This window comes from Massilia sp. CMS3.1 (assembly GCF_051262535.1).
Classification (GTDB): Bacteria; Pseudomonadota; Gammaproteobacteria; order Burkholderiales; family Burkholderiaceae_D; genus Telluria.
In genome coordinates, this window is record NZ_JBIMES010000010.1 from 151,732 (window position 1) to 176,145 (window position 24,414).

The window sequence follows — 24,414 nt, forward strand, 5'->3', positions numbered from 1 at the left end:
CCATAAAAAAATACATACCGCCATAGCAGAAACGCCGGATACAAAACCGATCACGAAAACTGTTGGAAACCTCATCTTTTCCTTTTAGGACAAGCAATGCTACTGAAAAATTTAAAGGCCCGTGCTGAACGGCCTTAGACGTTTCGCCCCGCTTCTGGGATAAACCGAAGGAGTAACTGCGTAATGCCTGGGCAACGGCCTGCTTATCGACGCAGGATTAATTCATCTCCTCGACGTATAGAATTTTTTTTATAACTGCAATTTTCATTTTCATCTCAGTCATATCTTTCAGATGACTTTCGGTGCTTCGCCAACCTTTCGCATCCCCTGCAGATAACTGTTCTAAAAGGTTTTCTTTGCCTCTCTTAGTTTTAACAAAAAATCATCAAAGTCAAAATCGACTGGATACTCCAGGCCCCGCACAAAATCGTTGAAGCCAACCGTTAACTTCGCTAACACGCCGTCTCCAATCCACTCATAATTTTGCGTTGATTGCATTAAAAACTTCCACTCTTTATCAGACAGTTTGTAATCTGGATCAAGAGCACATGCTTCTAGTTGCTCGATCTTCCCGATTTCATTGAGGAATGTAGATCGACCGGTCAGAGCGGAACATAGCTCGTCGATATACCGCTGCCATCTTCCTTTTTTAAACTGCAGTTTTAATTCCTCCACGAACTCCTTCGCAGCGAAGTGGGACTTGATTGTGCGCGTCGATGCTCGCAAAGAAGCACTTTGGATAGCAATGTTATTGTTCATCTTCTTGTCCGCATAAAGTGTTAATTAAAATATTGGCGAGACAGTGATCTCATGGCCAGGCCTGGCGTATCGCACGGGGACCTCAGGACACAGATTGAAGTCATACATAAGCAAGCCTTCGATATTTTGTGAGGAATAGCCTCTCGCTCCGCTTGCCTTCGATGCTTCAATAATCTTCATACCGATATTTAACTGTACTTCACTCATCTGATTAGCTCCTGAAATCTGAATAAGCATCGTGATGCATATGCTAATTTAGATCATTAAAGTAACGAAATGCTTCATTTTGACTTCCAAAGTTTTATTTCTAGCGCGTCTTCTTCTCCATGTCTCAAGCCTAGAATACACGTGCTACGAACTTGGTCAGATACGGAGCGTACAGCAAGACGGAATAATCATTCGTCACTGAAAATGTGAAAACACTGTTACCGAGTCTTGGCGAGGAAGAACTGCGTCTCCGCGTACTAGTGCTAGAGCATTTTTACCTATGTTCACGGGAAAGAAGCGGGTCTCCGCGTCTTATTGCATTTTCCTCGAGACGAGCTATTCGAGCCTTTGCTTTCATCACTTCGGCGATGTGCTTGGCAGAGCTATTCCTGCCTTCAGAATCACCCTTCTCTAATTCCTCGCGTTCACTTTTGTTTTCTCTACGTGCCTTTGTAGAAAGATCCTCAAACTCCAGCCGGATTAAATAAGTAATTCCCCGACTACCATTACTAAATCCGACAGTAAGAGTTGCAAGAACGCCATCACCGATCCATTGAAAATTCTGAGTCATTACCATCAATTTAACCCAATCATCCATCGCAATCTGGTATTTCGGATCAAGTGGACAATTCCATATTTGATCAACCTGCTCCTCCTCGTCCAAGAAAGACGAACGACCCGTTACGGCGGGACATAACTCAGGAACAAACTGCTTCCATTTCCCTCCGTTAAATTGCGTAGTCAACAGTTCCACAAAAGCGTTAGCAGATTCGTGCGAATTAATTGTGTCCGCATTAAACTGGAGACTGGCTGCCTCGACAGCCAAGTTGTTATTACTGTCCTTATCCGCGTATAGTGTAAACCCGAAAATTGGCAATGAGTTAATCTTATAACCTGGGACGTCATATACGAGTGCGATATTAGATGGTAAATCACTCAATTTGTAGCTAACGAGCCCAGCAACGTTTCTTGTTGCATACTCGGGCGCCCCACTCCGCTTGGCAGTTTCATGAATGTTTTTTCCCATTTCAAATTTAATTTCTAGCATGTCATTCGCCTTAAAATCGATAAAACCTACAATCGCAAGAGAGATTACAACGAAAACCGCTATCCACATTTCCTTACTCATGCGTTCAGCCAGCCGCAAATTTTTCTGAGCTCATCTTCCATGAAGCTGCGTTTTGTACGCATAAGTCGATCAAAGTCTGCAGCGATTTCCGCCACGAAGTTCATTCGGTCACTTTTGTTTGGCAAACTTTTCGTTGGGCCTGATAATCGATCCATAAGCGATTTTGAAGCATCGAACACAGTTTCTAGTTCCGGATCAACGTTTCTCGCATCCGCGCGGTATATAAAATTGAATTTTGGAGACAACCAGCCGTTCGTTAAGCGACTGAAACGATGATTAACATCCATCGTGGTTTTGAGGAGGGGATCAGCGTATATTAATGGCTGCAACACATTTATTTGTTCTTGCTCGGCAATGGCAATCAGCTCCTTCAATTGAGTTGCTTGCCGCGCAGCTTTATTGGGCGCACCGTGCTCCCTGATGAGCTGCGAGTAAGTCGTAGAGATCGCCTCGGTTGAACGGAAATCTCTTAGCTTTTCGATGGTCGCTAGTGCAGCCGAATCCTTGCACATACGGCCTAGCTCGAGATGCTCGGACTCCATAACATAAAACGCCTCCTTGAATTTCCCCCAGTATTCTCCTGGAGGCGTCCTATACCCAATGTTGTTTTCTTTAATATGAACGCGACAATAATTATGCGCCTGATGGGCCATCACGGTGTGGCTTCCGTAACCAACTACACTGGACCATTCCGGAACAACGCTAAATTTTTCGGCAGCTTTGTTGTACACTGCATCGTTGCTTATTTTATTGGCAAGTCGCCGCATCCAATTAGGGCCAAAAGGCAGTTCCTCTACCGCCCGCTTTGTCGCCTTTTGAAACGTATTCCAATTTCGTTCAACTAGACAAGCATTTACCCGCTTGTTCTGCAGACTTCCATCAGCATTGATGACATATTCCAAAAAAAACCAGAGCCAGGGGTAAATATCCATGAACAGCCATAGATTTCCTTTCGCCAAAGCGCTGTAAGTGCGCAAAACGTGTTGGTAAGGCGAGTCCTCGGTCATGAGGAGACTGCCGATATCGGACGCGCTGGAGTTTCGAACGGCGCTTGCAATATTCTTCCATTCCCGGTGCAGTACGTCCTCACGTGCGAATCGATACGCTTCAACGATGTCTTTAACAACGAACGCTGCTAATGCGGGCCAGTAAAACTGGATTTTAGTGTCGGACTTTTTAGCGCTTTCAAAGTACAGATGTGCGTAGTGTGCGGCGATGCGCTTTGCCCTTCGCTCCGGGTCCGAGATGAGGTGATAAGATCCGTCCTGACTATTCTTGTCGCTTACCGCAATAAGCGCTGCCTGCTGCGCATACGACCATAAATGCCGATACTCGACCTTTGCGTCGTGCTTTGAGCCTTCCGTTGTATTCGTTGTACATGTCCCGAGGACTTCGATCGATACGCCCTTCTCTTCAATCTTGGCCATTATCCGCCCTCACAAAATTTCGAGTTACTGTTTGACATTGAACTCTGCATATCGCAGAGCATATTCAATGGGCTGCGCGCTCGGTGTGACGAGGCGATCCAATTCGCCATCCGCTGATGTATTATTAACTAGGCGCTGACTGTCATCAGCCTTATTTGTCAGGAGGAAAGGGATATCTGCGATCGCGTCGCCGTGCGTATCTTTGTAGACGACCTGTTCGTCGTACTGCGGAGTACGCAGTTCCTCGGCTGTTTCCTTTGATACGGTCGCCAAGCGAGTCGGTAGCGATTCCAGCACAGCCGCCGCATTCTTACGCTGATCAAAGAAGTGCTTCCCCCCCTTCACCGAAAACTTCCCCGGACAAGCAAACGTAATATCCCCGCCCTCCAGCGTGATCGCCGACTGCCCCGCCTGCAGCACGATCTTTTCCTTCGCCTTGATCTCGATACAGTCATTCACCGAGATCACCGTGATCTCCTTGTCCGCCAAAATCTCCAGCCCATCCGTATGCGCCTGCAGCGACACCGGTCCATTCCCGGCAATCGCCTGGATACCTCCTCCGTGCGTAAACAAGCTGGCCGCATTGGCGGCGACCGACGACACCGTATGCGCGGCCGTCATGTGCAGGTCCGACTGTGTGGTCCAGGTCAGCTGCTGTCCGGCGTAGATGAGCGTCGAAGCAGGCGTGGCCCAGTTGATGCTGGCCGCCGAATCCATCAGCACGACCGCCGCACCGAATTTCTCGACCGGCTGTTCAGCGTCGAGATCGCGTGATCCACGCTTGCTCTTGAGCGCCGTCTGTCCGTTCACAGCCCCGGCATACTTCCCCTTCGCCTTCGGGTCGACCTGTTCGATGAACCCTGACTGCGCCGCCGCCGCATCCTTGCTCAACAGCGCCTGCTGCTGCGCTGCCGCGTTCCCGAGCGTCTTGCCCAGGGCCTGCGCGCCCTTCAGCAGGGATACCGCTTCCAGCGCATCCATCTGCGTCGATGTGACCCCGCAACCCTGCTCCGAACGTGCGCTGGTCGACAGCAGCACTCCTTCTCCGCCGCGCACGCTGGCCCACGCATCGGTGCGGAGTTCAAAACCACTGCCGCGACAGGCGCCGCGCTGCGCCGATCCCGGCGCTTGCTGGATCAGGTAGCCGAGGTTCAGCTGCGTGCTGGCCGTGCTGGTTGCGAGGCGCGTGCGTACCTGCCCGGCCGTGTCATCGAGCTGCCACTGGCTGTAGCCCCCGCCATCGAAGTTATGGCTGTGGATGCCCGACAGCGTCCCCGCATGGTCGACGCCTGACGCGACGCCGGCGGCAAACGGAGGAAGATCGGATCCGGTAAAAAGCTGGGCCACGATCACGGGACGGTCGATATCGCCCTCGATAAAATCGACCAATACCTCGGTCCCGACACGTGGCGTAAACAAGGTGCCCCAGTTCGGGCCGGCGAGGGCTTCGGCAACGCGCACCCAGGTGCCGGAGCGGTCGTCACCCGGCGCGCAGCCCTTTTGGTCAGTGTCATGGGCGAGGCCGCAAGGATTGGGCCGGCTGCCACGCTGCCAGGCGAACTGGATGCGGACCTGGTGGTCACGGGTAGTGGTAGAGACGGAATCGGCGAGCCCGACGACAAGTGCGCACTGCGCGCCGGGTGCAGTGATTTCACAAGGCGCGGCCGTCAGCGCAGGGACGATGGCGACCGTATCGCGCACGCAACCGAAGCTGTTGCGGTAGCTGCCTTTTTCGATGCCGCCGCGCGTAGCGTCCGCGATACCGGTATCGAAGTTGTTGCGCGCCTCGTGCCGCACCCACACCACCGTGAAGGCGTTCCCACCCGCGGGATAGTGGTCGTGCTGGGTCAGCTGGAAGCCGTGTCCCGCGGCCAGGCGCCGCGCGGCGCCCGTGCCCTCGAATACCTTGTTCTCGAACTCGAGCGCCTGCAGCATCAGTTCGCTGTGCGTATCGGCAGTATCGCGCGTGCTGGCGATACGTTCGCCGCTGCCGTCGAACAGCCACAAGGTCGGCAGTTCGCCCGCATCCACGTTCGAGCGCTGCTCAAACGCCGGGGCGATCAGCTGGGCCGGATCCCAGCTGCTGATGGCGACCGCGTTGGCGGCGAGCTGGCGGCGCGCGCTGAAGCCGTCGATGGCATCGTCGCGCTCGGTGGCGCGCACGCCATGGAAGCGGATGATGTCGCCGCCTGGCGTGCCGGGTGCCTGCGCTCGGCTGTCGAAGATGATGAGGCGGTGCCGCCCCTGGGGTTCGTGTTCGAAGCGCCAGCTCAGGCCCTCCGCGGCCAGCAGGCGCACGAAGAATGCAAGGTCGCTTTCGCGGTACTGGGTGCAGATGGCGCGGGCCGGCAAGTCCTGGGTCAGGTCGAAATCGAACTCGACTTGCGGATAGTCGGCCAGCAGTTCGGTGACGATGTCGCGTACGTTCTTGTCCTGGAAGATGTAGCTGTCGCGGCGCCGCGCCAGCAGCGCCAGCGCCGGCTCCAGGCGCAGGCGGTAGCGGGCGACGCCGCCATCGGCGCCGAGCCAGGCGGCGCCGGTGCACAGCCCGTGCCAGGCGCGCTGGCTGCCGTCGGGCTGCAACAGCTCGAGCGTGAGTTCTTCGCCGATGAACTGCACGATATCGAGGTCGGTCGAGGTGCTGAGTGCATCGATGTCGAAGCAGAAGAGCTCGTTGAGCGCCTCGCGCCCGTCGAACCGTTCGGCCGCCAGCGCTTCGGGCAGGTCGGTGCCCTGGCCGCTGGTGAGGGTGATGAGCCGTGCATGCTGGGAGAGGCCTGTACCGAACAGGCCGAGGGTGGGAAAGCCGGGCGCGTTCATGCGTCGGCCAGCGGGAAGTGCATTGCCATCTCGCGAACTCCTTCGTCGGAAGAATCGACCGCAAGCATTTCTGCTTACCAACCGTCAATGCTACCGGACGTAAAGATGGCGATGGTGGGTACTGGTTGACTGGCGTCAACACTGCGCCGAGTTTAGGCGGGTGGTGGCGCGGGAACGACGGACGGGGTGGCGTCGAGCGGCGCCAGGCCGCGCAGGCGCAATGCGATCAGCATGGCGCCGAGCAGCACGGCACCCAGCAGGCCGACGACGCCCGGCCAGCCGCCGTGTTCCCAGACGTAGCCGCAGAACCAGCCGACCACGCTCGAGCCGAGATAGTAGAAGAACAGGTAGAGCGCCGAGGCCAGCGCCTGCGGGGCCCTGGCACGGCGGCCGACCCAGCTGCTGGCCACCGAGTGCGTGGCAAAAAAGCCGAAGGTGTACAGGCCGACGCCGACGACCACCGCCACCAGGTTGCCGAACAGTGTCAGCAGCAGGCCGGCGAACATCACCGACATCACCAGCCACAGCACGTTGCGCCGCCCGAGCCGGTCGGCCAGGCGCCCGGCCCAGATCGAGCTGAAGATGCCGAGCAGGTAGAGCACGGACAAGGCGCCGACCGCGCTCGGGCGCAGGCCAAACTCCGGGCCGAGCAGGCGGTAACCGATGTAGTTGTACAGGCTCACGAATGAGCCCATCAGCAGGAAGGACAAGGCGAACAGCCAGGGCAGACCCGCGTCGCGTGCATGCCTGCGCAGGCCCTCGACCAGGCCGCCGAAACCGCCCTGCCCAGGGCGAAATCGCTTCGAGGCTGGCAAGCTGCGCCAGAATTCCCAGGCCGCGTAGAGTCCCGCCGCGCCCAGCACGCCAAGTGCCGAACGCCATGACCAGAAATCGCTGATTACCGAGGCCAGTACGCGCCCGAACATGCCGCCGAAGGCGCTGCCGCTGATGTACATGCCCATCGACAGGCCGAGCGAAGCGCCTTCGATTTCTTCGCTGAGATAGGCCATCGCCACGGCCGGCATCCCGCCGAGCATGAAGCCGAGCAGCGCGCGCAGGATCAGGAGCTGGGTGTAGTCGCTGGTGAAGGCGGCCAATAGCGTCAGCAGGCCGCCGCTGAGCATGGAGGCAGCCATCAGGGGCTTGCGTCCGAAGCGTTCGGACAGCACGCTCGAAATCAGCAGCGAGATGGCCAGCGTGGCGGTGGAGATCGACAGGGCCAGGCTGCTTTGGGCGGGCGTGAGTGCGAAGTCGCGTGCCAGCAGTGGCATCAGGGGCTGGACGCTGTAGAGCAGCGCGAAGGTGGAAAATCCACCGAAGGCCATGGCGCGGTTGATGCGTTTGAACTCAAGGCTGCCGGCGGCGATGGCGGGAGAAGACATGGGCAATCCTGGTACTCGACGGGGGATGATACCGAAAAACGTCCGCACGCGCCGTAGGGTGGACGGGTTCTCCCGCCCACGCGTTCAAGGTATGCAGCCGTTACGGATATTCCGTATCGAGCTCCGACCCCACATAATTCTCCAGCTCCGCGATCAGCTGCGTCATCGGCGCCTTGGTACGGATGCTCTGCAAAACCGTGCAGTGGTCGCGATACGAGGCAACGCGCTCGGCGATGATCGCGCGGTGCGGCGCGGGCACCTTTTCCAGGAACGCGGCCCAGCCGGTCTCGTAGTCGGGATTGTTCTTGCGTACCGATTTCACGAAGCGCTCGAAATCCTTCTGGCCGGCGCGGGCGACGACCGTGCCGCCTTCGACGGCGAAGATCACGGCCAGCGCGAGCACGCCTTCGGCGTTCAGGTCCGGGTCGGCAATCGCGCCTTCATAGTGGTTTTTGCGCAGCCACCTGGCGGCGTTGACGATCGCCTGCACGCCTTCGCGAACGCGCACCTGGCCCAGGTAGCGTTCGTAGCCGGTCCAGGTTTCACCCGGGTCGGCGGTGCAGATGTCGACGAACAGCTCTTTTAACCGCCGGCCAGAATACACCGGGTCGTTGTCGTATTCGCCGACCAGGCTGTCCTCGGGCAGCGCGGACAGTTCGCGGATCATGCGAAAACCGGCCTGGAATACGTACTCGGCGCCGTCCGCGATCAGGATGTCGAGCGCGGTTTCGTCGCTGTCGTCGTCGATCAGGTGCTCGAGGCCGAGCGACATGCCACCGACCGTCAGCAGCAGCGCGCGCTGGATGCCTTCGGCGGTGCGGTCGTTGGTGAACTTCTCGGCCACCATCGCGGTGATCGAAGAGAGCTCGTCGGCCAGGCCGATCGCTTCTTCAGCGTCGGCATGGGTCGGCAGCAGCCTGATCGCACGGACCAGGCGCGGCAGCTTTTCAATGACGATTGCCGGCAGCATCGATGGCGTTCCGCTCACGAGAAGATGTCCGAACCGATGCTCTTGCGCGTGCTGCGCCTTGGCATGGTGCGCACTGACGGCACCTGCTTGCGCAGGCGATACAGCAGGTCGCGCGTGCTGCGCTGCTGGAAGTTCGGGTCTTCGTCCGGGTCGTCCGGGAACTCGGCGTCGGCCATCTCGGCACTGTGGCGGAATTCCGGGAACAGCTCGATCAGGGAGCGCTCCCAGCCATCTTCGCTGGCGCGCGCCAGGTCGATCGCCATCGGCACGATGTCGCTGTCGGACGAGGTCTGGCCCGTCACGTAGCGGCCCTTCGAGATGATTTCGCCGGCCACTTCGAGGATCTCTTTCGGCGCCAGCGACCACAGGATCGCGAACACGGTCGCGCCGTGGTCGGTGGCCGCGGCTTCCAGCAGCAGCTCGTGGCGACGGTCTTCGTCGTCGGTTGCGTAGACAACGCCGTGCACGTGGTTGAACAGGCCCTCGGCAATGCGCTCAGGGTCGTCCTCGATCATGTTGTCGGGCCAGGTCGCGGCCATGTAGGCCAGGCTGTCGGCCCAGGCTTTCGGCGGCACCAGCAGGGTCGCCAGCGAAGTCTTGCCGCCGTCGAAGCCAGCCAGGTGCAGCGCCGTCACTTGCGGCGGCAGCGTCGCCAGCACTTCGGTCACGGCGTAGTCGCCGTGCTCGTCGGCCGCCTTCGAGAACGCCTCTTCGGCGTGCCCCAGCGAGCCGGCCAGCACCAGTTCACTGACCTGGCGGGTCAGCGCAGGCAGGTTGGCTTTGTCGCTCATTCGCGTTCTCCTTCGCCGTCGAAGATCCCGGTGAAGTCGTCCGAGACCATGCCTTCTTCGTCTTCATTCGCGTCGTCGCCGTCGTCGTTCCTGCCGAGCTGCTCGAGCGACTGGTCGTCGTCTTCCCAGCGCTGCTGGTGCTTGTAGAGGAAGGCGGTGATGATCGCCTGGCGCGCCAGCTCAGGGTGGTTTGCCGTCATCGACGCGTACATCGCCGCGCCCTCCTCGCCCGTGCATTCGGCCATCGCGAATACCTTGTCCGCACCATCGCCTTCGTAATCGGCCGCTTCGAGCAGCAGGCCCTTCGGATCGAGGAACTTGATCTTGTCGACCAGGGCAAAGGCCATCAGGTTGACGTCGTCGATACCCGATCCGCCGGCATACTCCGACACCAGGGCGTCGACCATCATGGTGTAGTTCTTGCGGTTCGGCGGGTCGCCCAGCGTGCCGTCGATCTGGCCCTCCAGCTCGCGCGATTGGTAGGCGAATTCGGGATGTACTCTTTTCATGTTCTGTCCTGTAATGGGGGAGCTCAGACCTGCAAGGTGACGCCGTTGAGCGCGAACAGCGAGCGCCACAGCTCGAAGGCTTCGGCTTCGGCGTCGAGCACGATGCGGTGGTTCACACTCTGGTTGTATTCGTCGCGTTTGGCGGCGTCCGACAGGATCTCGTAGGCCTTGGTCACAGCTTTGAAGCGCGCTTCCGCGCCCGGCGCATCGTTGCGGTCGGGGTGGTAGCGCATTGCCAGCGAGCGGTAGACCTTCTTGATCTCTTCGTCGCTGGCATTCGGCGCGACGCCGAGAATCGCGTATAAATTTTCCACTTTGGAACTCTCCGGCTGGTGCCGAATCAACGGCAAAACGAGATTATCCTATAGAAAGCCTCAGTGAGGCCAATGTACCCCCAGTATGAACTTTGCATACGCGGCGAACCGTGCGCTCCACCACATAGGCGGCCCCTGCCCGGGCTGTCTACGGTAAAATGCCATTAACTTTAGCTATCCAAAATACCATTCATGAGCAACGACAAGAACAAGGCGGCGGCAGCGCCTGTGCCCCCGTCGAATTTCCTGCGCGCCATCATCGATAACGACCTGGCGGCCGGTACCCACACGCGCGAAGGCATGCCTTCGGTGATCACCCGCTTCCCGCCGGAGCCGAACGGCTACCTGCACATCGGCCACGCCAAATCGATCTGCCTGAACTTCGGCCTGGCGCGCGATTACACCGGCCGCTGTCACCTGCGCTTCGACGACACCAATCCGGAGAAGGAAGACCAGGAATACGTCGACACCATCATGGACAGCGTCGAGTGGCTCGGCTTTTCTTGGGAACAAGGCGGTGACGAATACCTGCACTACGCCAGCGACTATTTCGACCAGCTCTACGCGATGGCGGAATACCTGATCCAGCAAGGTTTTGCCTATGTCGACAGCCAGAGCGCCGAAGACATGGCCCGTAACCGCGGCAACTTCGGCACGCCCGGCACCAATTCGCCGTTCCGGAATCGCCCGGTCGAGGAGTCCTTGCAGCTGTTCCGCGACATGAAGGCCGGCAAGTACAAGGATGGCGAACACATCCTGCGCGCGAAGATGAGCGAGGACGCGATGGCGTCGCCGAACATGACCAACCGCGACCCGGCCCTGTACCGCATCCGCCATGCGCACCACCACCGCACGGGCGACGACTGGTGCATCTACCCGATGTACGACTACACCCATCCGCTGTCGGATGCGATCGAGTCGATCACCCATTCGATCTGCACGCTCGAATTCCAGGACCACCGCCCCTTCTACGACTGGCTGATCGCCACCGTGACCGAGGGCGGCTTCTTCACACCGCCGGTGCCGCGTCAGTACGAGATGTCGCGGCTGAACTTAACGTACGTAGTCATGTCCAAGCGCAAACTGCGCCAGCTGGTCGACGAAGGTATCGTGTCCGGCTGGGACGACCCGCGCATGCCGACCATCGTCGGCCTGCGTCGGCGCGGCTATACGCCCGAATCGATCCAGTTGTTCTGCGAACGCATCGGCGTCTCGAAGTCCGATGGCTGGATCGACATGAGCACGCTCGAAGGTGCACTGCGCGACGACCTCGATCCAAAAGCGCCGCGCGCGATCGCCGTGCTGCGTCCGTTGAAACTGATCGTAGGCAACTTCCCTGAAGGCGAGGCGCATGCCTGCACTTCGCCGGTCCACCCGCACCATCCGGAGATGGGCGTGCGCACCTTCCCGTTTACGCGCGAGCTGTGGATCGAGCAGGAAGACTTCATGGAAACCCCGACCAAAGGCTATTTCCGCTTCACGCCACCGGTGGGCGACCAGCCGGGCAGCCGCGTGCGCCTGAAGTACGGCTATGTGGTCGAGTGCACCGGGTTCGAGAAGGATGCCGACGGTAAGATAACCGCTGTACACGTAAATTACTTCCCGGATTCGAAATCGGGCACACCGGGTGCGGACAACTACAAGGTCAAGGGCAACATCACCTGGGTCAGCGCTGCATCTGCACTGGAAGCTGAAGTGCGCCTGTACGACCGCCTGTTCCTCGATGCGCAGCCGGACGCCGGCGGCAAGGATTTCAAAGCCCTGCTCAATCCGAACGCGCTGGAAACGATCACCGCTTATCTCGAGCCGGGACTGGCGGCGGCAACGCCCGAGCAACGCTTCCAGTTCGAGCGCCACGGTTATTTCGTCGCCGACCAGGTCGATTCGACACCAGGCAAGCCGGTCTTCAACCGCGTCACCACGCTGAAGGATAGCTGGGGCAAGTAAAGGCCATTCGGAAGCACATCCCGCCCCGGGCTTTCCGCGGCGGGATTTTTTTACGTCCACTTTTGCCGCCTGCTCACCTATCAGGCCTGCTAGGTCTCATTCCGGGCTGGTTGCGCGATGCTGATCCACATCAAACGAGCTCCGATTCCTGGATGAATTATGGCAACTACGGCCGATTGGCTGGCAAGAACCAAAGCGATCAGGCTCGGCTCCTGGCTGGGCCTCCTGCTGTCGCTCGGGGTCGGCGCAGGCTTGCATGTCAGCACCAGCCAGGCCATCGAAAATGACGCTCAGCAACGCTTCGAGGACATGGCGCGCAGTGTGCAATCGATCCTCGACAGCCGCATCAAGACCTACGCTGACTTGCTGCGCGGTACCGCCAGCCTGTTCCTGACGACCGACACCGTCACGCGCGACCAGTTCCGGCGCTATGTGGCGGGGCTCGATATGACGAACAATTTTCCCGGCGTCGAAACGATCAATTTCGCCGCCCATGTGGTCGATGCCGGGCGCGCCGACTTCGAAGCCACGATGCTGCGCAACGTCGACGGACGCCGCAGTTTTTTGATCGTGCCCGTCGGCCGTCGGCCCGAATACACCGTGCTCACCTTCATCGAGCCGGGGACAATCTGGGCCGACCGCATCGGCGTCGACCTGCAGGCGCGTCCCGCGGTGGCACTGGCACTGGCGCACTCGCGCGATACCGGCGAAGTATCGACTTCGGGAACCCGGGTACGGATCGCCTCCACGCCGAGCGGCCTCGGTATGCGGATGCCGGTCTACCGCCCGGCCATGGCGCTGGGCGACGTGGCCCAGCGCCGCGCCGCCTATCTGGGTTCGGTCGGCATCGGCTTTTCCGTCGCGCGCCTCGCCCAGGGCGTGCTCGACAACATGCCGCAAGCGGCGACGCGGCTCGTCATCGCCGGCATGAGCCCGATCGAAGAACCGGGCGGACCACCCGGCGTGTACCGGCGCGCGATCTACTTCGACAACCAGCCCGGCGTGGCGCTCGATGAAGCGAAGGTGTTCCGGGCGCTGCTGCCGGTCGGCGTCAGCGGGCGCGGCTGGGATATCGACTTCAGCGTGCGCAAGAGCAGCATGTATTCCGAGATCGACAGTTTCCTGCCCTGGGCTGCAATGCTCGCCGGCATGATCGGCACCGCTTTGCTGTACGCGCTGTTCCAGACCTTGAGTTCCTCGCGCCGGCGCGCCATCGTGCTGGCCGAGGACATGACCAAGGAATTGCGCGCCAGCGAAACGAAACTGCAGAGAACCAACGAAAACCTGCGGCGCCTGGCCGCGCATGCGGAAAGCATCAAGGAAAGCGAGCGCAAGCGCATTGCCCGCGAGATCCACGACGACCTCGGGCAAAACCTGCTGGCGCTGCGCATCGAAGTCGACCTGCTGGCATCGCGCACCGGGCGCCATCCGCGCCTGCACGCGCGCACGCGCTGGATGCTCGAACAGATCGACGCCACGATCAAGAGCGTGCGCCAGATCATCAACGACCTCCGTCCACATGTGCTCGATCTCGGCCTGACGGCCGCGGTCGACTGGCAGATTGCCGAGTTCCAGCGCCGCACGGGGGTCCTCTGCGAGCTGGTGTCGGACAACCACGACCTGCACGTGAGCGACCGTTGCGCCACCACTCTCTTCCGCATCCTGCAAGAGTCGCTGACCAACGTGTCGCGCCATGCCCGCGCGACGTCGGTGCGGGTGGAACTCGCCGTCGACCCGGATTCGATCTCGATGACGGTCAGCGACGACGGCATCGGCCTGCACAAGGCGGGTCGCCAGAAGCCCGGCTCGTTCGGCCTGGTCGGCATCGAAGAGCGGGTCCGGATACTCGGCGGCAAATGCGTCATCAGCAGCCGTCCGAATGCCGGCACGACCGTGCATGTCTCGATCCCGGCGGCCGAGAATCTCCTTTCCATCGCAACCGTGCCCACACCGGCCGGCATCACGCGTACCCCTGTCGACAGCTTGTAGGCATTCCCTGTAAGGGAACCCATAGGCGGCCCTGCAAGCGGGCTATCAGCGGCCTCCAGTCGCTGTAGGCGCATTTACCACAAGAAATTAGTTGACGGTGTTCAACTTGCGTTAAATCAACGATTTCCTGAAGTTTGGGGTAGAGAATCCATATCAATGCTTCTCGTCAATTACGCCCAAACGACCAAGGAGGATCGACCATTTGCCAGCACGACTTCATCGAACCTAGTACTAAACAATCAAAAATAAACGATGCAGTATCCAAAACTAAAGGATGAATCATGATCTCGAACAAGGATGTCGATCTCATTTCCGCGCTGGACCTGAACCCGATCAAAGTCAAACTGATGCACAAGGAATCCGGCGAAGGTTGGTCGCTGGAAAAAGCGGATGGGATGGAAACCGAGTATCGCCGCTTCTTGTACCTGATGAAAGCGTTCCCGAACGAGCAGACCGCGCCGCTGGTCGACGTCGACACCTTCTGGCACTACCACATCCTCGACACGATGAAGTATGCCCGCGATTGCGAGCAGGCCTTCGGATATTTCCTACACCACTATCCCTACCTCGGCCTGGAAGGCGAGGACGGCGCCGACGTGCAGGGACAGGCCGGCGACCGGATGCGCGAACTGTACGAGGCGACCTTCGGTGAAGCCTATCTGCGTTCGTATGACGCGGCAGGCGCCTGGTGTGGCCGTGCTCCCGAGACTGGCGTGTCCACGGCGGCCAATACGGCATGGTGTGGCCGTGCGCCCGTGAAAGCCGAAGGGACGCAGACGGCCTGGTGCGGCCGTGCTCCCGAGGCTGGCGTGTCCACGGCGGCTAATACGGCATGGTGCGGCCGAGCTCCGGTCAAAGCCGAAGAGGCGCAGACGGCATGGTGCGGCCGTGCTCCGGTGGAAGCCGAAGGCGCGCAGACGGCCTGGTGCGGCCGCGCTCCGGTAAAAGCAGAAACTGCGCAGACCGCCTGGTGCGGCCGGGCCCCTGCCCTGGCCCTGGCGGCCTGAGCCTGCGGTTCCGGCGGCAGGCCACCGCTGGAACACAGCAGTCATGCCTGTGCTGACGCCCCGCTTGCGGGGCGTTACGCTTTCTTGTGGCGCGTGCGCAGCTGCTGCCGCTCCTGGGTGCGCACCTTGTTCTGCTTACCCTCGAACAAGGCCGTCGCCTCTTTTTTTGCCTGCTCGACGGTACGCATTTCTTCGTGATCATCGTGTGCCACAAAATAATCGTCATCCTGGGCATCCACGACCAGCTTGATGGCGGCGGCGTCATCGAGTTCGTAGATCTCGGTGAGCAGGGTCGTTACTTCGTCCAGGAACGCTTCGTAGGTCAGGGTCGTCATGATGGTAGCTCTTTGTAAAATGCTTTTCGGGAGGGCCGCTATTCTACCAGCGCCCATTCCGCCAGGGCCTGCCCGACGTCCGGATAGCGCAGGCGCACGCCGAGCTCGCGGCGCATGCGGGTGTTGTCGAGGCGGCGCGATTCCGACATATACGACATCAGCACCGGCGAGACCACCTGCCGCAAATCGGCGCGCGGCAGGCGCGGCGCACGCTGCAGCCCGAGGGCGTCGGCCACGGCGTCGAAATAGTCGGCCATTTTGAGGCGCGTGTCATCGGTCGCATGATAGACCCGGCCCGGGCGCGCACGAAACAGCGCCAGCGCGACGATGCGCGCCAGGTCGTCGGCCTGGATGTGATTCGTGTAGACGTCGTCTTCCGCGCGCAGCGCCGGCGTGCCTTCGCGCAGGCGCTTGAGGGGCAAGCGTTCGCGCGCATAAATGCCGGGCACGCGCAGGATCGCGGCGCTGCCGCCCGTGCGGTTTGCCCAGGCGCGCAACACCCGTTCGGCGTCGACGCGGCGTGCGGCGCGCGCATTTTTCGGCGCCACCGTGCGCGTCTCGTCGATCAGCGCCCCGCCGCAATCGCCATAGACCCCGCTCGTGCTCACATACACGAGGTGCGCCCCCGCGGGTAGAATGGCGGTCACATTGCGTGTACGCAGATCGAGAGCGCCTTCCGGCCGTGGCGGCGCCAGGTGTACGACGTAGGGAGCCAGGCCGCGCAGGCGCGCCAGGCTGGCCGGCCGGTCGAGGTCCGCAAGGATCGGGACCGCCCCGGCAGCACGGATCGCCGCGGCATGGTCCGGATCGCGCGTCACCGCAAAGATGCGAAAGCGCGCGCACAGCAGCGGCAGCAGGCGCATGCCGACATCGCCGCAGCCAATCAACAGCAGGCGCGGACGTCCCAGCCGGTGACCTTTGTGGCACTTCGTAGTGCTGTGGTTCATATTATTGAAGTTCATTTAGAGGATTGTATGACGTTCCAGATCACTGTCCAGCCCAGCGGCACCCAATTTGCGTGCGAGGCCGACGAAACCGTCCTGTCGGCCGCGATTCGCGCCGGCGTCGGCTTGCCGTACGGCTGCAAGAACGGCGCCTGCGGTTCATGCAAGGGCAAGGTCGTTGGCGGTGCGGTGACGCACAAGCCGCACCAGGCGCGCGCCCTCTCCGAGCAGGAAAAGCTGGGGGGCATGTCGCTGTTCTGCTGCGCGCTGCCCGAGGGCGACGTCGTGATCGAGGCGCGCGAAATCGGCGGCAGCAGCGATTACCCGATCCGCAAGATGCCGACCCGGGTGCAATCGATCACGCGCGCCGCGCCCGACGTGGCGATCGTCACGCTGCAGTTGCCGGCCAACGAGGCGCTCGCCTACCGCGCCGGCCAGTATGTCGAATTCCTGCTAAAAGACGGCAAGCGCCGCGCCTACAGCCTCGCCTGCGCGCCCAACCTCGAGCGCCCGCTCGAACTGCACATCCGCCACCTGGCCGGCGGCCTGTTCACCGACCACGTGTTCGGCGCCCTGAAGGAGCGCGACATCCTGCGCTTCGAAGGGCCACTGGGCACGTTCTTCCTGCGCGAAGAATCCGACAAGCCGATCGTGTTATTAGCCTCGGGCACCGGCTTCGCACCGGTCAAGGCGCTGGTCGAACACCTGATGCACCTGAAGTCGACGCGCAAGGTAGTCCTGTACTGGGGCGGACGCCGTCCGCAAGACCTGTACATGGACGAGTTGTGCCAGGCCTGGACCACGACCTTGCCTGATTTTACCTACGTGCCGGTCATTTCCCACGCCCTGCCGGAAGATCACTGGGGTGGCCGCAGCGGCTTCGTGCATGCGGCCGTGATGCAGGATATTCCTGACCTCTCCGCCTACCAGGTGTATGCCTGCGGGGCGCCGGTGATGGTCGACGCTGCGCGCAACGAATACGTGGCACAGTGCGGCTTGCCGGCGGAAGAGTTTTATGCGGATGCGTTTACGACGGAAGCGGATCTGGCGTAGAGAAACCGCGCCAGTCTCATTCCTCCTTCATGAACGTGCTTTCCTCGTCCAGCGGGCTCGGCCTCCTGCGCAACCGTAACCTGTCCTGCTACCTCACGTCGCGCTTTCTCGGCACCCTTGCTGTCCAGATGCAGAGCGTGGCGATCGGCTGGCAGGTGTACCAGATCACCGGCAGCCTGTTCGACCTCGGCCTGATCGGACTGGCGCAGTTCGCGCCCTTCCTGGTACTGATTTTGTGGGCCGGCCATGTGGCCGACCGCTACGACCGGCGCAAGATCATCGTACTGTGCATGCTGACCCAGTTGCTGGTTAGTAGCCTGCTGCTCGCCTTTACCGCCAGCGGCAGCAGCGTCGTCTGGCCCGTGTTCGCGGTACTGGTGCTGTTCGGCAGCGCACGTGCCTTCATGATGCCGGCGTCGCAAGCCGTGCTGCGCAACCTGGTGCCGGACAAGGATTTCGGCCAGGCCGTCGCCCTTGGCTCCTCGACCTTCCACGTCGCCGTCATCGCCGGCCCTGTATTGGGCGGGCTGCTGTATGCCTTCGGTCCCACCGTCGTCTATATGGTGTCGGCTGCCCTGCTGTCCATTGCTACCCTGCTCATGGCCTCCACGAAAAGCGCGCCGCAAGTGCGCAGCACGGCGCCGGTGAGCTGGCATACCTTGCTCGAAGGACTGCGCTTCGTGCGTTCGCGCCCGATCGTGCTGGGCGCCATTTCGCTCGACCTGTTTGCCGTGCTGTTCGGTGGCGCCACCGCCCTGCTGCCTGCGTATGCGCACGACGTTCTGCAGGCGGGGCCGACCGCGCTCGGCTGGCTGCGCACCGCGCCCGGCGCCGGTGCGGCGCTGTGTTCGATCGCGCTGGCATTTGTCCCGATCCGGCGCCATGTCGGCGCCTGGATGTTCGGCGGCGTCGCCATCTTTGGTGTCGCCACGCTCACGCTCGGGTGGACCAGCAATTTCACCGTCGCACTCGTCGCCCTGTTCGTGCTCGGCGCCGGCGACATGGTCAGCGTGTATGTGCGCCATCTGCTGGTGCAGTACGAAACGCCGGACGAGATCCGCGGCCGCGTCAGCGCGGTCAATGCCGTCTTCATCGGCGCGTCGAACGAACTGGGCGAATTCGAGTCCGGTGTGACCGCCGGCTGGTTCGGCCTGACGCGCGCAATCCTGCTCGGCGGCGCGGCGACCCTGGTCGTGACAGGAGTATGGACAGTGCTGTTTCCGGTGCTGTCGAAGATGGACCGTTTCCCTCATCACGAGAAGAAAGAAACCGTGGCCTAGGTGTCGATACGTGCAGGACGCGGCAGAAATGGCAAAAAGTGTAAGATCGGCTTCAAGTACTTTGATAACGGGAGTCATCTTTATGCAAATCAATGTCAATACCGACCGTACCATCGACAAACATCAGGGCCTGGACGAGCACGTCGAGGCCGTCGTGCAAAACTCCATCGGCCGCTTCGGCGAGCAGATCAGCCGCATCGACGTTCATCTGAGCAATGAAAACAGCCAGAAGCAACTCGACGGCGGCAACCGCTGCATGATGGAAGCCCACGTCGCCGGCTATGCGCCGGTCGTCGTCAGCGAACATGCCATCAACTTACACCAGGCCATCACGAATGCCGGCAACAAGCTCAAGCGCGCCCTCGACAGCGCCCTCGGCCGCCTGGCCGACAAAGGCCGCCGCGAACCGCTGCCGCTCGACGTGATCGATACCGACAACGAACTCGAGCCCGAGCAGGAAAAGAACCTGACCACCGGCATGTAAGAACGCCCTTGGCAAGAACAAGCGCGGCCTGGCCGCGCTTTTTTATTATTCAAGCAGCGCGCGCAATTTCCGCAGATAGCGCAGTCCGGCCAGCGCCCGGCTCCCATACCACGACATCATTTCCCCATCGACCAGCAGTACCGGAATGCCGAGCTGCTGTTCGAGTGCGTCGGCGTGCGTCTCGGTAAAACGGTAGGGCTCGGTCGACAGCAGCACCGCATCGAGTCCGGCAACGAGTTCGCTCGACCAGTCGAAGCGCGGATAGCGGCTTGCATCGGGCAGCGCCGACACGTGCCAGCCGATCTCGCCCAGCATGCGCGCAATATACGTGTCGCTCGATACGCTCATCCAGGGATCCTGCCAGATGCAGTACAGCACCGTGCGCGCCGGGCCGGCCGGTGCGGCACGCAAGGCGGCATACTCGCGTTCGAAGTCGGCGCACCAGCGCTCGGCCGCGTCAATGACGCCGAAGATGCCGCCCATCAGCCGTGCCAATGCCAGGTTGTCGCGTGGCCCAAGTGGATGGGTGACGACGACGTGGGGAACGAAGGCGGTCAAGGCATCAAACGTCGGCTTTTCGTTCTCGTCGATGTTCACGATCACGTGGGTCGGCGCCAGCGTGCGGATTTTTTCGAGATTCACGTCCTTGGTGCCGCCCACTTTCGGGATCGCAGCAACGCGCTCGGCCGGATGGATGCAGAAGCCGGTACGGCCGACGATGCGGTCGGCCAGGCCTAGGTCGCACAGCAATTCGGTGATCGATGGGACCAGCGAGACGATACGCGCGCCTGGCGCCTGCATGTGTTCTGTGCCGACGGCGTCGACTAGGGGATGGGTGGATGCGTTCATCGTGTTATTGGAACACTCCTGTTTCCAAAACGCCAGCAGGAACGGGGCAGAGGATGGTTTATCATGCAAACTTGATTGGCACGACACCAGCTACCACGCGGAGGAAATTTTTTGAAACTTATCGGACCATTTCGGGAGTCAAGCTACAAGGTTGATAACCTGGAGCTGTTTCGCGGCGCCGACATGCGCGCTGCCGCACTCGCACTGGCCGATTGCGACGTGGTGGCGCTTGGCGCCGGCGAACCGATCGAGGATGCAGTACGGGCGCGGCTGTACATTGTCCTGTCCGGCATGCTCGAAGTCGAACTTGACTCCCATGCAGGCACCTCGGACGGCAACGTCAACCGCATCATGCCGGGCGAAAGCGTGGGCGAGCAGTCGGTGCTCGACGACGCTGCGAACCTCGACGCGGTGAAGGCGGTCGAGGAAACGCAATTGCTGGTGATCGAATCGAAGCTCGCCTGGGAATTGATCGACCATTCGAACGCGGTGGCGCGCAACCTGCTGCGTTTGATGTCGTTCCGCATCCGCGCTGCCAACGCCCTGCTGCGTCGGCGCCAGAAGCTCGGCGAGTTCTACCGCCAGCTGTCGCTGAACGATACCCTGACGGGCCTGTACAACCGCACCTGGCTGGCCGACATGCTGCCGAAACTGGTGGGCCGCGCCCGCAATCAGGGCAGTCCGCTGGCTTTGCTGATGATTGACCTCGACAATTTCAAGAAGTTCAACGACACCCACGGCCATCTGGTCGGCGACGCCGCCCTGTGCGCTGCCGCGAACGTCATCCGTGACGGCTTGCGGCCATCGGACTTTGCGGTGCGCTTTGGTGGCGAGGAACTCATGGCCGTCCTGCCCGAAACCACCGCCGAACTGGCCCACATGGTCGCCGAGCGACTCTGCCAGCAGATGCGCGAAGCGGTGCTGTTCCCGGACATGCGCGTGCCGCTGCCGCACCTCACCGCCTGCTTCGGCGTGGCCGTGCTCGACCCGAACGGCGACGAAATGAGCCTGATCGAAGCGGCCGACGCCGCTTTGTACCGCGCCAAGGATGCCGGGCGCAACTGCGTCAGCGTCTGAGCGTGCGCGATTGACGGAACGCGGCCCGACCTCGACAATCCGTGCCATCCTTGATGCTTCGTCAAGACCGCCACTCACAATAAAACGATGAGCACACACACTTTCCTCTGGCACGACTACGAAACTTTCGGCGCGCAGCCGCGCCGCGATCGCCCGGCACAGTTCGCGGCGATCCGCACCGATGCCGACCTCAACGAGATTGGCGGACCGCTGATGCTGTTCTGCCAGCCGGCCAACGACTATCTGCCCGACCCGCAATCCTGCCTGATCACCGGCATCACGCCGCAACAAGCGCTCGAACAAGGGGTGCCCGAGCACGAGTTCGCGCGCCGGATCGAAGCGGCCTTTGCCGAGCCCGGCACGGTCGGCGTCGGCTACAACACGATCCGCTTCGACGACGAAGTCACGCGCTTCCTGTTCTGGCGTAATCTGCTCGACCCGTATGCACGCGAATGGCAAAACAATTGCGGCCGCTGGGATCTACTGGACGTGGTGCGCATGACGTATGCGCTGCGTCCGGAAGGCATCGAATGGCCGAGCCATCCGGACGGACGCCCGAGCTTCCGACTCGAGGACCTGAGCCGGGCGAATGGCCTGTCGCACGACGCCGCGCACGATGCGCTGTCGGACGTGCGCGCGACGATCGCGCTGGCGCGCCTGATCCGGACCAAACAACCGCGCCTGTTCGACTTCTGCCTCGAACTGCGGCGCAAGGACAAGGTCGCGAGCGAAATGGGCCTGCACCTCGAGCGCGGAGCGCGCCAGCCCTTCCTGCACGTCTCGGGCATGTTCCCGGCCGAACAAGGGTGCCTGGGCCTGGTCTGGCCGCTGGCCCAGCATCCGACGAACAAGAACGAAATCCTGGTCTGGGATTGCCGTCACGATCCGTCGGAATTGTTCGGCATGGACGTCGAGACGATCCGGCTACGCATGTTCACACGCAGCAGCGACCTGCCCGAGGGCGTGACGCGTTTGCCGATCAAGAGCGTGCACCTGAACAAGTCGCCGATGCTGGTCGGGAATCTCAAAACATTGAGCAGCGCGATGGCAACGCGCTGGGGTATCGATCTCGAGCAAGGCCGGGCGAACGCGCAGCTGGCGGCGAACGGCCCCGACATGGCGGCGGTGTGGGCCCAGGTGTACCAGAAGCCCTCCAGCGCGAACGAAACCGACGTCGACGAGGATTTATACGGCGGCTTCGTCAGCAAGGACGACCGCCGCAAGCTCGAGTCGCTGCGCATGCAGACGCCGGCGCAACTGGCAACGGCGCGGCCCTCGTTCGAGGATGAGCGCCTGGCCGAATTGCTGTTGCGCTACCGCGCGCGCAATTTCCCCGAGACCTTGAGCGAAGAGGAGGCGCAGGGTTGGGAAGAGCACCGCGCAGCGCGCCTGTTCGACGGGGCCGGTAGCGCGCGCACGGTGGACCAGTTGTTTGGCGAGATCGATGCGCTGTCGGAGACGGCGGACGAACGGGGCGAGGACATTCTCGGCGCCTTGTACGAGTATGTCGAGGCGATTGCGCCGACCAGGTATTGAAGGCTCGTGGGGCAACAGCCCCTACCCCCGATACCGATTGATCTCATCCCGCGTCTCGCGCGCCACCCTGCGCGCCGCCGCGGCGAAATCTTCCCCGTCAACGGCCGCCGCATACAAAATCGCCCGTGACGAACTGATCATCATCCCGGCCCCGCCCGCGGTACGCCCAGCACGCACGGTCGCTTCCACATCCCCTCCCTGCGCACCGATGCCCGGCACCAAGAGCGGCATGTCGCCCACAATCGCCCGCACCTGCGCCAGTTCCTCGGGATAGGTCGCGCCCACCACGAGCGCGCACTGGCCATGGCGGTTCCATTTTTCAGCCACCATGCGCGCCACGTGCTGGTACAACGGCACGCCGCCGACGTCGAGAAATTGCAAGTCCGAACCGCCCGGGTTGGAGGTGCGGCACAGTACGATCACGCCGCGGTCGGGCCAGGCGAAATACGGTTCGACCGAGTCAAGACCCATGTACGGGCTGAGCGTGACCGCGTCCGCGCCATAGCGCTCGAAGGCTTCGCGCGCGTACTGGTGGGCGGTGGCGCCGATGTCGCCGCGCTTGGCGTCGAGGATCAGCGGGATGTGCGGGTAGGTCTCGCGCAGGTAGCGGCAGATGGCTTCGAGCTGGTCCTCGGCACCGAGCGCGGCAAAATAGGCGATCTGCGGCTTGAAGGCACAGGCGAGATCGGCCGTGGCGTCGATGATGGCCTTGCAAAAGCGAACAATCCCGTCCGCTTCATCTTTCAGATGCGCCGGGAAACGCGCCAGGTCAGGGTCGAGTCCGACGCACAGCAGCGAATCGTTGCGGGTCCAGGCCGCGGAGAGTTTGTCGATGAAATTCACATCCAGCCCCTTGTAACAGTGTCATTGCAAACCCACTATTGTACGCGTCACCGGGCATGGGCCCTTCGCCGCGGCCCCGTCCGTGCGACTCGTATTGACTGATTACTGTATATTTTTAACTATTCGACAACTCGCAATGGACAGTACATCATGACGTCTTCCGTATTCTCGCGCTGGACCCGCCTGCTGGCGGCGGCAACGCTGGCAAGCTCGCTGCTCTCGGGCTGCGGCTACAACGATTTCCAGACCAAGGACGAAGCCACCAAGGCCTCTTGGGGCGAAGTGGTCAACCAGTATCAGCGCCGTGCCGACCTGATTCCGAACCTGGTGAATACGGTCAAGGGCTATGCCTCGCACGAACGCGAGACGCTCGAGGCCGTTACCCGCGCGCGCGCCGCCGCGACCAGCTTCCAGATCACGCCCGAAGTGCTGAACAACCCGGAAGCCTTCAAGAAGTTCCAGGCAGTGCAAGGCGAACTGTCCGGCGCCTTGTCACGCCTGATGGTCGTGTCCGAGAAATATCCTGAGCTGAAGGCCGACACCAGCTTCCGCGACCTGCAATCGCAGCTCGAGGGTACCGAGAACCGCATCACGGTCGCACGCCAGCGCTATATCGCGTCGGTGCAGGACTATAACGTCACCGTGCGCAAGTTCCCGACCAACCTGACCGCGATGATGTTCGGCTATGAAGCCAGGCCGTCGTTCACGGTCGAGAACGAGAAAGCGATCTCGACGGCACCGACGGTCAACTTCGGCAAATAA

The 24,414-nt window shown here is 61.2% G+C and carries 22 protein-coding genes; 9 read left to right on the forward strand and 13 right to left on the reverse strand.

Annotated elements, in window-relative coordinates; genetic code table 11:
• Window positions 1-342: 342 nt before the first annotated feature.
• The 9 genes from ACHAC9_RS17220 to ACHAC9_RS17260 all read right to left on the reverse strand — a co-directional run bounded on the left by ACHAC9_RS17220 (window position 343) and on the right by ACHAC9_RS17260 (window position 10,308).
• On the reverse strand, window positions 343-759 hold the full coding sequence (locus ACHAC9_RS17220) for a hypothetical protein (protein ID WP_435761569.1): 417 nt from the start codon (window positions 757-759) through the stop codon (window positions 343-345).
• A 481-nt stretch (window positions 760-1,240) separates the two neighbouring features.
• Complete coding sequence (locus tag ACHAC9_RS17225) at window positions 1,241-2,095, reverse strand: hypothetical protein (protein WP_435761571.1); 855 nt, start codon at window positions 2,093-2,095, stop codon at window positions 1,241-1,243.
• Window positions 2,092-3,522 (reverse strand): DUF2515 family protein, encoded by a 1,431-nt coding sequence (locus ACHAC9_RS17230; protein ID WP_435761573.1) that lies wholly within the window; start codon window positions 3,520-3,522, stop codon window positions 2,092-2,094. Before ACHAC9_RS17230 ends, ACHAC9_RS17225 begins: the two co-directional genes overlap by 4 nt.
• A gap of 24 nt (window positions 3,523-3,546) precedes the next feature.
• Window positions 3,547-6,342, reverse strand: a complete 2,796-nt coding sequence (locus ACHAC9_RS17235; RefSeq protein ID WP_435761575.1) for a type VI secretion system Vgr family protein — start codon at window positions 6,340-6,342, stop codon at window positions 3,547-3,549.
• A 152-nt stretch (window positions 6,343-6,494) separates the two neighbouring features.
• The gene (locus ACHAC9_RS17240; RefSeq protein ID WP_435761577.1) at window positions 6,495-7,724 is read right to left on the reverse strand and encodes an MFS transporter; all 1,230 of its coding nucleotides are present in this window, start codon (window positions 7,722-7,724) and stop codon (window positions 6,495-6,497) included.
• Between the two features lie 100 nt (window positions 7,725-7,824).
• Entirely contained in the window at window positions 7,825-8,694 is an 870-nt protein-coding gene (locus tag ACHAC9_RS17245) for a hypothetical protein (RefSeq protein WP_435761672.1), read from the reverse strand.
• 14 nt (window positions 8,695-8,708) lie between these two features.
• Window positions 8,709-9,485 carry a hypothetical protein gene (locus tag ACHAC9_RS17250; protein WP_435761579.1) on the reverse strand — a complete coding sequence of 259 codons (777 nt, stop codon included), beginning with the start codon at window positions 9,483-9,485 and terminating at the stop codon, window positions 8,709-8,711.
• Complete coding sequence (locus ACHAC9_RS17255) at window positions 9,482-9,994, reverse strand: hypothetical protein (protein WP_435761580.1); 513 nt, start codon at window positions 9,992-9,994, stop codon at window positions 9,482-9,484. Before ACHAC9_RS17255 ends, ACHAC9_RS17250 begins: the two co-directional genes overlap by 4 nt.
• A gap of 23 nt (window positions 9,995-10,017) precedes the next feature.
• On the reverse strand, window positions 10,018-10,308 hold the full coding sequence (locus ACHAC9_RS17260; protein ID WP_435761582.1) for a DnaJ domain-containing protein: 291 nt from the start codon (window positions 10,306-10,308) through the stop codon (window positions 10,018-10,020).
• A gap of 192 nt (window positions 10,309-10,500) precedes the next feature.
• Here ACHAC9_RS17260 and ACHAC9_RS17265 point away from each other — a divergent pair, with 192 nt between their 5' ends.
• The 3 genes from ACHAC9_RS17265 to ACHAC9_RS17275 all read left to right on the forward strand — a co-directional run bounded on the left by ACHAC9_RS17265 (window position 10,501) and on the right by ACHAC9_RS17275 (window position 15,251).
• A complete protein-coding gene (locus tag ACHAC9_RS17265) occupies window positions 10,501-12,255 on the forward strand; it encodes a glutamine--tRNA ligase/YqeY domain fusion protein (protein ID WP_435761584.1) in 1,755 nt (584 codons plus the stop codon).
• A gap of 159 nt (window positions 12,256-12,414) precedes the next feature.
• Window positions 12,415-14,244 (forward strand): CHASE domain-containing protein, encoded by a 1,830-nt coding sequence (locus ACHAC9_RS17270; protein ID WP_435761586.1) that lies wholly within the window; start codon window positions 12,415-12,417, stop codon window positions 14,242-14,244.
• A gap of 281 nt (window positions 14,245-14,525) precedes the next feature.
• Window positions 14,526-15,251 (forward strand): glycine-rich domain-containing protein-like, encoded by a 726-nt coding sequence (locus ACHAC9_RS17275; protein WP_435761588.1) that lies wholly within the window; start codon window positions 14,526-14,528, stop codon window positions 15,249-15,251.
• A 74-nt stretch (window positions 15,252-15,325) separates the two neighbouring features.
• Here the strand turns inward: ACHAC9_RS17275 and ACHAC9_RS17280 are convergent, their stop codons facing one another.
• Together ACHAC9_RS17280 and ACHAC9_RS17285 are read right to left on the reverse strand one after the other, a co-directional pair.
• On the reverse strand, window positions 15,326-15,577 hold the full coding sequence (locus ACHAC9_RS17280; RefSeq protein ID WP_435761674.1) for a hypothetical protein: 252 nt from the start codon (window positions 15,575-15,577) through the stop codon (window positions 15,326-15,328).
• Window positions 15,578-15,624: 47 nt separating this feature from the next.
• Window positions 15,625-16,548: a sugar nucleotide-binding protein gene (locus tag ACHAC9_RS17285; RefSeq protein ID WP_435761590.1), complete on the reverse strand. Its 924-nt coding sequence runs from the start codon at window positions 16,546-16,548 to the stop codon at window positions 15,625-15,627.
• A gap of 12 nt (window positions 16,549-16,560) precedes the next feature.
• Here ACHAC9_RS17285 and ACHAC9_RS17290 point away from each other — a divergent pair, with 12 nt between their 5' ends.
• The 3 genes from ACHAC9_RS17290 to ACHAC9_RS17300 all read left to right on the forward strand — a co-directional run bounded on the left by ACHAC9_RS17290 (window position 16,561) and on the right by ACHAC9_RS17300 (window position 19,347).
• Complete coding sequence (locus tag ACHAC9_RS17290) at window positions 16,561-17,583, forward strand: CDP-6-deoxy-delta-3,4-glucoseen reductase (RefSeq protein ID WP_435761592.1); 1,023 nt, start codon at window positions 16,561-16,563, stop codon at window positions 17,581-17,583.
• Between the two features lie 29 nt (window positions 17,584-17,612).
• Window positions 17,613-18,863, forward strand: coding sequence for an MFS transporter (locus ACHAC9_RS17295; RefSeq protein WP_435761594.1), 1,251 nt, complete (start codon window positions 17,613-17,615; stop codon window positions 18,861-18,863).
• Window positions 18,864-18,945: 82 nt separating this feature from the next.
• Window positions 18,946-19,347 (forward strand): HPF/RaiA family ribosome-associated protein, encoded by a 402-nt coding sequence (locus ACHAC9_RS17300; protein WP_435761596.1) that lies wholly within the window; start codon window positions 18,946-18,948, stop codon window positions 19,345-19,347.
• Window positions 19,348-19,392: 45 nt separating this feature from the next.
• Here ACHAC9_RS17300 and ACHAC9_RS17305 read toward each other — a convergent pair whose 3' ends face one another.
• Entirely contained in the window at window positions 19,393-20,196 is an 804-nt protein-coding gene (locus ACHAC9_RS17305; RefSeq protein ID WP_435761598.1) for a helical backbone metal receptor, read from the reverse strand.
• A gap of 111 nt (window positions 20,197-20,307) precedes the next feature.
• Between ACHAC9_RS17305 and ACHAC9_RS17310 the strand changes: the two genes are divergently transcribed.
• Both ACHAC9_RS17310 and sbcB read left to right on the forward strand, forming a co-directional pair.
• The gene (locus ACHAC9_RS17310; protein WP_435761600.1) at window positions 20,308-21,273 is read left to right on the forward strand and encodes a GGDEF domain-containing protein; all 966 of its coding nucleotides are present in this window, start codon (window positions 20,308-20,310) and stop codon (window positions 21,271-21,273) included.
• A gap of 87 nt (window positions 21,274-21,360) precedes the next feature.
• Window positions 21,361-22,809: an exodeoxyribonuclease I gene (gene sbcB / locus ACHAC9_RS17315; RefSeq protein ID WP_435761602.1), complete on the forward strand. Its 1,449-nt coding sequence runs from the start codon at window positions 21,361-21,363 to the stop codon at window positions 22,807-22,809.
• Window positions 22,810-22,830: 21 nt separating this feature from the next.
• On the opposite strand, the gene pyrF is transcribed toward sbcB, so the two are convergent.
• Window positions 22,831-23,652 (reverse strand): orotidine-5'-phosphate decarboxylase, encoded by an 822-nt coding sequence (gene pyrF, locus ACHAC9_RS17320; RefSeq protein ID WP_435761604.1) that lies wholly within the window; start codon window positions 23,650-23,652, stop codon window positions 22,831-22,833.
• Window positions 23,653-23,802: 150 nt separating this feature from the next.
• On the opposite strand from pyrF, the gene ACHAC9_RS17325 reads away from it, so the two are divergent.
• Complete coding sequence (locus ACHAC9_RS17325) at window positions 23,803-24,414, forward strand: LemA family protein (RefSeq protein ID WP_435761606.1); 612 nt, start codon at window positions 23,803-23,805, stop codon at window positions 24,412-24,414.